This is a genomic window from Microcoleus sp. Pol8_D6, assembly GCF_036700965.1.
In the GTDB taxonomy this organism is placed as follows: Bacteria; Cyanobacteriota; Cyanobacteriia; order Cyanobacteriales; family Microcoleaceae; genus Microcoleus.
In genome coordinates this window covers 1-10,375 of the sequence record NZ_JAUBPW010000119.1, presented here as the reverse complement: position 1 = coordinate 10,375, position 10,375 = coordinate 1, and the positions used below count along the sequence as shown (strand labels likewise).

General features: G+C 45.5%; 9 protein-coding genes. 6 read left to right on the top strand and 3 right to left on the bottom strand.

All coding sequences use genetic code 11. From position 1 onward, the window contains the following. The first annotated feature begins 280 nt into the window (after positions 1-280). The 6 genes from QUA10_RS28020 (at position 281) to QUA10_RS27995 (ending at position 6,225) form a co-directional block, all read left to right on the top strand. Positions 281-664 (top strand): hypothetical protein, encoded by a 384-nt coding sequence (locus QUA10_RS28020; protein WP_333085778.1) that lies wholly within the window; start codon positions 281-283, stop codon positions 662-664. Positions 665-724: 60 nt separating this feature from the next. Beyond that, complete coding sequence (locus QUA10_RS28015) at positions 725-868, top strand: ribbon-helix-helix protein, CopG family (protein ID WP_333085776.1); 144 nt, start codon at positions 725-727, stop codon at positions 866-868. 41 nt (positions 869-909) lie between these two features. After that, complete coding sequence (locus QUA10_RS28010) at positions 910-1,152, top strand: hypothetical protein (RefSeq protein WP_333085775.1); 243 nt, start codon at positions 910-912, stop codon at positions 1,150-1,152. Beyond that, the gene (locus QUA10_RS28005; protein ID WP_333085774.1) at positions 1,153-1,944 is read left to right on the top strand and encodes a hypothetical protein; all 792 of its coding nucleotides are present in this window, start codon (positions 1,153-1,155) and stop codon (positions 1,942-1,944) included. 210 nt (positions 1,945-2,154) lie between these two features. Then, complete coding sequence (locus QUA10_RS28000; protein WP_333085773.1) at positions 2,155-4,245, top strand: hypothetical protein; 2,091 nt, start codon at positions 2,155-2,157, stop codon at positions 4,243-4,245. A gap of 786 nt (positions 4,246-5,031) precedes the next feature. Beyond that, entirely contained in the window at positions 5,032-6,225 is a 1,194-nt protein-coding gene (locus QUA10_RS27995) for a protelomerase family protein (protein WP_333085772.1), read from the top strand. Positions 6,226-6,316: 91 nt separating this feature from the next. On the opposite strand, the gene QUA10_RS27990 is transcribed toward QUA10_RS27995, so the two are convergent. From QUA10_RS27990 to QUA10_RS27980, 3 genes are all read right to left on the bottom strand, one after another. Then, positions 6,317-6,589: a hypothetical protein gene (locus QUA10_RS27990; protein WP_333085771.1), complete on the bottom strand. Its 273-nt coding sequence runs from the start codon at positions 6,587-6,589 to the stop codon at positions 6,317-6,319. Between the two features lie 247 nt (positions 6,590-6,836). Further along, positions 6,837-10,058: a hypothetical protein gene (locus QUA10_RS27985; protein ID WP_333085770.1), complete on the bottom strand. Its 3,222-nt coding sequence runs from the start codon at positions 10,056-10,058 to the stop codon at positions 6,837-6,839. Positions 10,059-10,131: 73 nt separating this feature from the next. After that, positions 10,132-10,287, bottom strand: coding sequence for a ribbon-helix-helix protein, CopG family (locus QUA10_RS27980; RefSeq protein ID WP_333085769.1), 156 nt, complete (start codon positions 10,285-10,287; stop codon positions 10,132-10,134). Between the last annotated feature and the right edge of the window lie 88 nt (positions 10,288-10,375).

Here is a 10,375-nt window from a genome sequence, read left to right as displayed (position 1 = left end):
ATCGTTGGGGTAAAATGGTATCACAGTATACCAAACTGGGAATTGTTAAGCAAACCTTAAGAAATCTGAAATTACTTGACAATGTACCGTTACATTACCTATACTATAAGAGTAGAAAGTTTAGGAGACGCAGCACATGGCTTTTACATACGACTTCATCCCAGCGACCAACAAAGAGGGTTTATCCCTCGGTATCTTCCAAGGGTTTGACGTTAAAGAGGGTGAGTCTCACGCAACAGACCGTAAGACGGGTATCCCACTGTTTGAGAATAATGAACCCGTGATGCGTCCTTGGTCTTTTGTATCCCTTCTGTTTGAGGTTAAAGGACGGGTAGCAGGTACAACCAAGGTCATTCGACTGACTACTAACGGTAAGTTTGGCGTGGGTGGTGACTTAGAGGAAGCTCTGAAGCGGATGGGATGGGTCAATCAGCACGTTAAGTCCACCTTGGATGAGGACGGGTTAGAAGTGGACTCTATGGGTGACGCTGAGGAAGATGAGGACGGTTTGGGCGTGGTTAATGATGATTTAGCTTCACTAACACAGATGAGTTTTGAGGACTTTGTGGACGCTACCAAGGGTCAGAAGTTTTGGTTGAAAGTATCCAAGGATTCTAAGGGTTTCTATCGTATCGAGCCTGATTCCTTAGCTCCCAAGGGTTAGAATACCATGATACTCAACGTAGGGCTATCAATGGTTACACGCAATCTAAGAAAACAGCAGATGATACGAAAAGCGGTCATCTCTGTCTATCTTGACCCTGATTTAAAAGCTAAGTTTGAGGCAATTTGTAAGGCAGAAACACTCACAATGTCTACCTATATTGTCCGCATGATTCAAGAAGCGGTAGACCGAGAGCATATCTAGTACACGGGCGGGTAATACCGCCTATTTCTTAAGGGGGTTAGATGAGTTATCACAACGTTAAAAAGGGTTATACAGCCCACTACTCACTATCTTGGGGTGAGCGTCATTGTACCAGTGTTAACTATTGGTTATATCCCGACAATACTGTTATTAAACATGAGGTTAGTTGGGATGATGACTGGGAAAACCCCGGTACTGGGGATTACACCAACACTACTTTTGACCAACTCCATGCCGATGCTAGAGAGGGTCTGTTAACCGAGTTAAACAAAGGAGAAAAATAGATGGTAACTAAGACTAAAACCAAGAAAACCAGCATCGGGTCTAAGGCAGCTAAGTTAGCCCAAGACGCTACCACAAACCTTTACAAGGGTGCTGAGTCGATCGCCCAAGTCCGCCAAACCATAAATGGTGTCACCGAGGGCGCGTCAGCGGTTGCTGGTGGTATTTCAGCGGTAACGGGCGTTATGACTACAGGCAAGGCACAGGCTAAAGGCGCTGTGGTGGACGCTCAACAGTTAGCGGGTGCTAGCGGGTCTAAGACAAAGCTGAGTGAGGTGGTGCTATCAGAGGATTCCTATGGTGGGCTAACAGTTCCAGAAGTGGACTTTGCGGGGCTTATCCCCACCGACCTTATCAACCCGGCGATCGCCACCACAGCAACTCAAGAGCAACTTACAGTAGGGTTAGAGAATTACGCTGGAGCTACCCGCGCACAGAAGCTCTACCAGGCGGGTTTCAGCTATATCGCAGAGGTGGGCAAGACTAAGCAGTTATTCCACAAAGCCCAAGCATCGGTCATCAAGGGCGCTACTGAAGGGGTCAAGGTACAGCAAGAGTTAGTCAGGTTTGACCGTCAACAGGTAGAGCTAGAGACTGACCTTGTGAAGCGTGACCAATCCCTTGAAAAACTCACTCAGGAACAGACCAAATTACTTGGGCTACAGAAGGAAACCACGCAGCTAACCCTCAAGATTGAAGCGGTAGAGGCTAAGAGGGATGCAGAGATTCAAGCGGTACAAGCCCAAACCCAGATGATATTGCAGAAATACATGGTGGAGTCCATCAACAACTAGACCACCTTTCAAAGGTAGTAAAGCCCCTAGCGCTAACTAGGGGTTGACTTAATAAACCAACAGTGAGTATTACCCATGTCAAGCGTCAAAGTCAAAGGAATAAGTCTTAAGTACCAGATTGTCACCATAGTCCTAGCGGTAGGGTCAGCGGTGGTGTTATTCGTTCCCCACAAGTTGTTTAAACCTTACAAGTCCGCTGCAAGTTACCTGATGTCAGCAGCGGTGGTTAGCTTCATCACCACGCGCCACAGTATGCGAGATGTACTAGATGAGGTAGAGGCACTCGAAGGCACTCACACGGACACGCTAGGGGTCTTAGACAAGCAGATAGTAACCCTAGGAGATGAGAAGGGTCAGCTAGTAGACCAAGTGGCTCAGTTGGTCACTGAGATTGAGGGGTTAAAACTCGATTTGTCTGAGCAATCCTTGGAGCTTGGGTCATGTCAGCAAGCGCTTAAGCAGGTCTTAGAGTTTAACAAGGAAACAGCGCACCGACTGGTAGAGGACTGCTACCAAGTGGCTATGAGAAAGTGTGTTTGTCACGTTGAATCTTTGCACCGGAACTATCAAGAATGCCAGCCCCAGTTAGAGGTCATAAAAGTAGAAATAGACGCTAAGAAGGGGCGGTTTAGTGACAAGCTAGCCAACTACCTGACCATTAGTAACCTCGATGAGTTAATTGATGTGGGGCTAGACCTTCAAGAGCAAGTTCTAAGCCAAACTATCGAGCTAAGGTGCAAGGCTCAGGCAGTGGTCATTACTTACCTTTTGGGCATCACTAAAGACGCTGTACCATACCCAGACTTTGAGAGCTACATAGAGGGTTTGCAGTTTACAGCGGGGGAGAGAATCACTCAAAGTGAAACTGAAAAGGTGGCTCTTGCTGGTGAACTGGTAGGGGTTATTGATGGTCATTTAGTACGCCATCATGAGGACGTATCAGAGGCGATCGCCACAGCTAAGAAGGCACAAGACCTACTCAATTTGGCTATTTCAGAGCTACAGGTCGCACTAGCCCAAGTAGAGCAAGTTAAGAAGCCTGTAGAGTTCACGGGTGGTTCCAGCATCGCTCTTATGGCTAACTCAGTCAGTGCTTACTACTACGGGCGCTACGGGGTCAAACTAGACGCTTTGCACTGGGAAGAGACAGAGCTTGGGTTCAAGGTGGTCTATTCACTCAGACGCAACCCTGGACTGCAAGAGACAGAGTTGACCACTGACAATTCCCTAGAGCAAACCGCTGCTTTCACCAATGCACTACACGGCACAACGCCAGTTTGGGAGTTTAACCGACAATTCTCACAGTTAACCTTGAGTGTTCAGTTACGCAGACCCACCAAGGTCAAGGTGGAGGAGTTACCGCGTGGTGTGAGGACTGCTGACAAGTTCTTAGCAACTGTGAAAACTTGGCGGCGTGTACGGATAACTGGCGGGTCTGAGTCGGGCAAGAGTCCCACCGCAGAGAACCTGGTCTGTGCCTTGACCACCATGCACAACGGATTATGCGACTTCTATGACCCGCAACACGATAGCGTTAAGAATTATCGGAGCATCCCAGCGGTAGGTAAGTCCCATAGCGATTCAGTACAAGGTCTCAAGGATTATCAACGTCGGATGCAAAGCGCACCTAGTGACCGCCTTTACCTAGCTTGGTTTGATGAGATTGACACCACGTTAGACCAGAACCCCAAGTCAGCAAGCGACCTCAAGGCGGTGCTTAAACAGTCGAGCCACAAGAACTGTGGACTGGTTATCACTGGTCAGAACGCTAACGTGCGGAACCTAAAGGGCGGGTTTGACCGGAGTGACATGAACAATTTTGTTTGCCTGCATATCGGGGACAACTACCGGGATGCCGTCGCTAACTCCCACCTGAGTGAGACAGAGAAAGCCAACCTACTGAAAGTTGGGGATGCGCTAACCGACTGGTGCGCCCACAAGAATGAAGATGCAGGGCTTGACCATACTGACCCTAGCGCCTACCGCTTTGCCTTGGTACTAGAGCCAAACCGCAAGGGCTACTACATGATTCTGCCTGAGTTTGGGGAGTATGTTTGGCAAGAGCTAGCGGATGAGATTAGTGAGACGATCGACACCATCCCCGCTATCCCCGCATCCACCGTCCCCAACTGTCTCAAGTGTGGTGGGTCAGAGGTGGTCATGAACGGTACAAGAGCCAATAAGTCGGGGGTTAAGACCCGCTACAAGTGCAAGAGTGCTGATTGTGGGCATAGCTTCACGTCCCCGGTGATGGTCGGGGATGACCAACCGCTCAACAGTGGAAACCCTTACCTAGCTTAGGTTTCAAATTCGGGGATAGGGGATGACCTTACATACCTCCATCCCCGGTGATATCCCCGAGTGTCCCACTTTTCACCACAGGTACTCAACAATGTCTAGAAGTCCCGAATACACCTCATACATCCAGTCCGCTATGTGGCGAACCAAAAGTAATAGTGTCATAGCAGCTACAGGTAAGCGGTGCGCGTTAAAACCATGGTGTCGAGCAACCCATGCCCACCACCTGCACTATAAGAACCTACGCTCTGAATGGGTAGTGCGAGATTGCGTCCCTCTGTCCCCTCAAGCCCACAAGCTCATCCACCATGACCTGCTATGGAACCTTAAGGGCAACCGACACACCCCATCACCCCTCAGACCCTTGGTGTCTAACTACCTACGTGTGGTTACGGTCTGTCTGATGGTGCTACGGGTCTTTCTAGGCTCTAAGTAACCAAACCCTCTAAAATGCAATTCTAGACCCCTAACATCACGTTTGGGGTCTTTGTGCGTTATGGCATCTCACACGCGCTCAAGAGCCATCTATACCCCTCTAAGCGTATGGTTGATTTAAGTCCCACTTGACCCTTGATTTAAAATAAGTACCCCCGCACTATTGACATCAGTCACAAAATTGATTAAAATGGGGTATATAAAGATAGAACACAAAAGGAGACACCCAACATGAATAACCGATTTGGACTGAGCGATGGAACCACCTTTATCTTGGACTGTGACAAGGAAAAAGACTCCGTAAAGGGGCGTAAGGACAAGCTAACCTTCTTGCTATCAGTGAACCTTGAGACAGTGCCACGGGATAAACGATGGACTACTGAGGCGGTAAGAGCATTAGCTACCTGCTTAATCGGGACTTATGGGGCTAAAAACAAGCGCTTGACCAAGGATGAACTTGTAGAGGGGTTAAAGAAGGTACAGGAAGCAGAAAGACAAGTCAGAGCCACCGTATACGCAGAGGTACTAGACCATTACAGTAGTGATAATGACTATGACCGGGACGTAAACCGTTTTATGAGTATGTTGGCAGATGAAACCATCGAGCTAGATACTCTTGCGACTGGTGCTTTAGAAGTGGTTGAGAAACACCATCACACCAACACATCTGTTATCAAGCGCGGCATCCCTATATTTAAGAATGCGGTCAGGATGCACCCTAAAGCTCGTTTGATTGATGAAGAGCGGTTAGAGGGTGCTTTGGAGGCTTTATCCTTTCTTAAAAGGGAAGATAGAAGGGCTATTGACGCTGAGTACGCTGTGGTAGTAGGTGAAAACAGTAGAAACCGTATTGAAACCAGTCCCTCTTACCTGTACGAACACGCCAAAAAGGTACTATCTAACCTTGATAACCCGGAGTTTATGTGGAAGGATTTATCAATAGCCTTATCATTTGCTACAGGTAGGCGGATGTCAGAGATACACACATCTTTAACCACTTTTACTGAGGTGGAAGGTGAAGAGTACAAAATAGCTTTCTATGGTCAAAGGAAAAAAGCGTTATCTAAGGTCAAAGAGTACGTCATACCTACCACAGTACCTGCAAAATGGGTGTTAAAGGGGATGGAAAAACTTAAAGAAATGGGTAGGATTTATGACAATCCCAAACAGGTAAATAAGCTACTCAATAAGGGTTTAAACTCTGAACTACCTTTAAGATTGAGTAAGCTATATAAACAAGCTGGTATTGAGATTTACCACGATATCCGTTGTCTTTACGGGTTAGTGATGGAGACTGTTAAGCCCTACGAATACACCCAAAATGCTTGGTACTCTTATTTACTGGGACACAATGAAGAAGACTTGAAAACCAGCAACTCTTACCAAGCTTTCGTGACCCGTGAACAGTTTGACCCGGTAGACTTCCACCCCACCTACACCAACCCCGTACAAGCTCCCTCGGTAGCAGTGGTAGAGGATGATACACCGCCCGAAGACGCTTGGGCTGAGTTTGATGCTCTTGAACCTGACAGCGCCCGCTTAAGTTAAAAAAAAACACCCTCTAAATGCGATTCTAGACCCCTGACACCTCATCTGGGGTCTTTGTACGTTTGAGTGATTTGAGAGGGCTTAATGAGCGTCACAGAGCGTCTAGCACACCTCTGAGCCATTGCTGGCGCAACTGTGGGTCTCCGTGGGGAGAGGTGAAGGTGGAGGCATTAGCATACGATCGCTCTGAGACCTCTCTATCTCCTATGACATGGTAGTAAATAGCATCCATAGTGGACTCAGTAACAGTGGTGGGGCATGGTGGTATCAAGTGGTCATCTACCATGTCTTGATAGATTTCACCCGCTGTTAGCGTTTCACGAGCGTTGGTCAGGTACTCAGCTAAACTGGTAGTTTTCAGCATGGGTTTCTACCTTTGGTGGGATAGTCCTATTGTAACAGAAAACCCCTGGTATATACAGGGGTAATCTCACTTTTAGCTAGTCTTCATCGAGGTCATCATCCTCAGTATAAAACCGCCAATCTGACCCGTCATCCGTAATCACTTCCATTAACTCATCCACAGTATCCTCCTAGGGTTATTCCTGACCTTAATTAACCCGTAAGGGTTGGGTAGAGTCCTGTCAGGTTAAAGACCGTACCCGTGCTGTTTATTTATCCTTAATACCAGTTCTATCCGGTAAGAATGTGTGAGCTTGACTAGGGAACATATCAGCCCAAATATAGTGCTGTGGGTGTATCAAACCATGCTCATAACCTACACGTAAGGAGTTAACCCAAGTCATACCGTCATCAATACAACCTTGAATGACTTTTATGGCTCGTTCGTAGTCAAAAGTACCATCAGGGTTCATAAAGAAACCCTCTAGACCCAGCCCCGTCTTATCCTTCATTTTTTCATCCCGCGACTTCCAAGTCTCAAATTGACTGCGTGTTTGCCACCTGAAGGTTGAGAGGGATACAATCTTGATAAATGACCTCTTACTCATCTGAGAACCCGGTAGAAATCCACGGTCAGCGTAGTCATTGGTTATTTCATTAGGACTCTGACCCTTCTTGTCACGTTCGTTAAACTGATTAACACTCAACAGGTAGTCAGTATAAAACTCATAAAAGGGTTCAACCTTGCTGGGGTCTTTCAATAATTGACGCATGAAGGCGACACAAGGATGTACTTCGTAAGTGTTGTCATAATCTCGATTATGCGGTGATTTATAGGCTTTACCATTCACTTTTTGACCACGCCATTTGATATTTTCCTTTCCGTAAACCTCACCATTAAACTCAATCGGTGCAAGGATATAATTAGACTGGCTATGGATAGCAGCCCCACCGTATAAGTCCTTAGAAGCAAACCTTACTTGCTTTTTACTGAATATATCAAGCTTAGAGAACTGAGTTGCTACTTGGTCAAAGGCAATTGCATCTAATTGTGCTAAATCTTCATTCTTGACCGTTACAGGTGCTACTGGGGTAAACTCATTAACTAGGTGTGTACTCTGGGTTTTGTCGGTATGAGTGGTTATACCGTCAACTCTCCACGTACCCCAATTCCCTAGGGGAACTGTTCTGATATTTAACTCATTATTGTGAAGCTCTTTCGCGGTTAATTCATGGTTTGTCATTCTAGAAATTTCGTTAGCTCCTACACGCTTTCTGTTTTTACCTTCCCAGTCCCAAACACGGGTTGAGTTGATGTTGAAAAACCCACCGTCTGTGATAACCACCGAGGTAAATAGCACTTTTGACATACACCAAACAGCTAACCGCGCCCTTGCTGTGATGTGGTTGGCTACCAGATAGTGTCCGTGCTTAGGATTGAAAGTCTCAGTCCATCCACCTTTAACCTTGGTATTTTTACCTAACTCAGTTTGATAGTGAAAACTACCCGCACTACCATAAATAGTCAACCCGGTAATTTTGAAGGTGTACTGACCCGCATCATGGTCAACGGCAATCGCCTTTAACTTCTCTTGAGGTAAATTAACAAAGTAATCCCACTCATTATCACCGTGAAAGTCCATAAACACGGTTTTAGCATCATCTTTAACCTTTTCACCCTTTGCTAGAGAATAAGCTACTTTACTCGCTGTTTTTTCCTTAGCTCTTAAGTCAATGAAGGGTTGAGCGATACCGTACATAGGTACAATACACCATGTATTATTGTAAGGGTAATTAGGACTGGTTTTAAGCTTGAACCGCGATAGAAAATTACCGTAGTCTGTGAGTTGTGACTTAGGGTAGTACCAGTAAGTATCAACCACGCAATTGTCGAGAACTTCCTTTAACTCAGAGGGTTTCCAGTAACACTCCATAGCTTGCAAAATATCATGGTCAACTAAGCCGTAAGTAATCTCGCGTGTGTTGAGTTGAAAATCAGCTTTATTGGTATCACCATCACTAAAGTCATCAACTTGGTACAGTCCATCCTCATCATATCCGTCATCAAAATCACCAGACACCTTAGAGTCAAAGTGTTTAGAGAGTATTAAGTCTTGTTCAAAGGTGAGTTGGTAGCGACTGTAAACGGTTTTCTTACCTTGCTTAACTTCCTCCAATACACGATTAGAAAGTCTTATCTCCCAACAATTAGGCTCTAAGTCATGACGAGTTGCAGCTAACCACTCTCTCAAGGTTGGTCTTTCTTCCTTGTACCTGAAAGCGCCTATAATCGGTCTACCTACCGGGTAAGGTTGACAAGCCATACCCTCCATGTAACAGCCCTTAAGGTCAATGTCTAACACTAATGACCCAGAAGGTATCCTCATCAATCTAGGGGTCATGTGTTTGCAATAACCCCCGTCTGTGGTGAGTAGAGTTGAGACGTTCCCACCGTACTGACTGATAGCGTAACCAGACTGAGGTAATAATATTTGACCGAGTAAATTTCTACCTTCTTGCGTTAATCCCTCACCATCGAAAAACAACTCTTGACCGTCTTCTAACGTCTTAGCAATCAAATCTACCACTAAGCGACTGGTTACGGATGCTACGGTATTAAAGGATTTGACCGGGTAATCTAGACCGAGTAGTTTACTTGCTTTAGTCATCTTTTGATGGGTGAGGTAATCTATCTGAAAGTTAGCATTTACGTCACCTTTAGTATACACGCAACACCAATCGTGTAATATCTCACCTTTCTCAAACTCGACAATACGCTTAGTGATAGGCTCAGTTTGACCTTGCTTTAAACCTTTCCAAAGTAACGAACAAGAAGGGTAAATACTCTCATAAGCCGTCCCCATATCATCCTTCCAGTCATTCATAAAGGCTTTAGCTGTCAACTCAACACCTAATGCACCGCACTGTTTATCTAGACCACCTACACCCTTACCAGCTTGGTCTTTAAGGTCTAAGGTAAGTTCTTTAACCTCACCATCAATCAACACATATACACCAGTTTTAAGGAAGGGTATTGATAGGTCTGGGTTAACCTTGAGTGTACGGTGTCTGACTAACTGCCTGATGAGGTTTAACTGGATTGGTAGACTTTTGAAGGAAAATAGTAGGTCTAAATCACTGTAGAAAAATACAAACTTAACTAGATATTGCTTGACCTTGTTAGTTTTTTCTGGTTTTGGTATTTCCTCAAGTTTTAACGCATGGGTAATTATCGTCTCACCTTGCCAAGAGTTAATGAAATTGTATCGGTTAGTAGGACTCTCAATAAGCTGGACTTCACTTGTATCAGCTTTAGGCGTTGAAAACTTGATATCTAGCTTGTCTTCTGAAGTCTTAATCTGATAACCAGCAACTACTGGGAATGAATGACCTAAGACACGCCGATACTCTGAGATAGTAGTCGGATTAGGATTACCTAAGAGTTTGGTAACGAACTCCCAATCAACTGAGATACTGTGATATAATGTCATTAGTGAACCCCTCCAAGGGTCATAAATAAAACAGAAAAAACCTTAAGCCTTAGATGTCGCAAGCATCTGGGGCTTATTTTGCATGGGTGTTGATGTACTCGGTAACAATGTGACGGATTAAGGCGGACTTAGCCGTGAAACCTTTTTCTATCGCTAATTTTTCTAGTGCCTCTACCAAGTTGGGTGAGAGGAAGACGTATTCTCGCTGTAATTTCTTTTGTCGTGGCATAATAATCTCCTTTTGTTGTCCTCTTAATATACTATACCCACTTTGTGATTATTTAGTGGTGATCTTAACCCGATCGCCCCTCAACGAC

What these genes read in the sequence shown, in the direction of transcription:
- QUA10_RS28000 (WP_333085773.1), top strand. Translation starts at nt 2,155, where the DNA reads ATGTCAGCAGCGGTGGTTAGCTTCATCACCACGCGCCACAGTATGCGA.
- QUA10_RS28015 (WP_333085776.1), top strand. Translation starts at nt 725, where the DNA reads ATGATACGAAAAGCGGTCATCTCTGTCTATCTTGACCCTGATTTAAAA.
- QUA10_RS28010 (WP_333085775.1), top strand. Translation starts at nt 910, where the DNA reads ATGAGTTATCACAACGTTAAAAAGGGTTATACAGCCCACTACTCACTA.
- QUA10_RS27985 (WP_333085770.1), bottom strand. Translation starts at nt 10,058, where the DNA reads ATGACATTATATCACAGTATCTCAGTTGATTGGGAGTTCGTTACCAAA.
- QUA10_RS27990 (WP_333085771.1), bottom strand. Translation starts at nt 6,589, where the DNA reads ATGCTGAAAACTACCAGTTTAGCTGAGTACCTGACCAACGCTCGTGAA.
- QUA10_RS27980 (WP_333085769.1), bottom strand. Translation starts at nt 10,287, where the DNA reads ATGCCACGACAAAAGAAATTACAGCGAGAATACGTCTTCCTCTCACCC.
- QUA10_RS28005 (WP_333085774.1), top strand. Translation starts at nt 1,153, where the DNA reads ATGGTAACTAAGACTAAAACCAAGAAAACCAGCATCGGGTCTAAGGCA.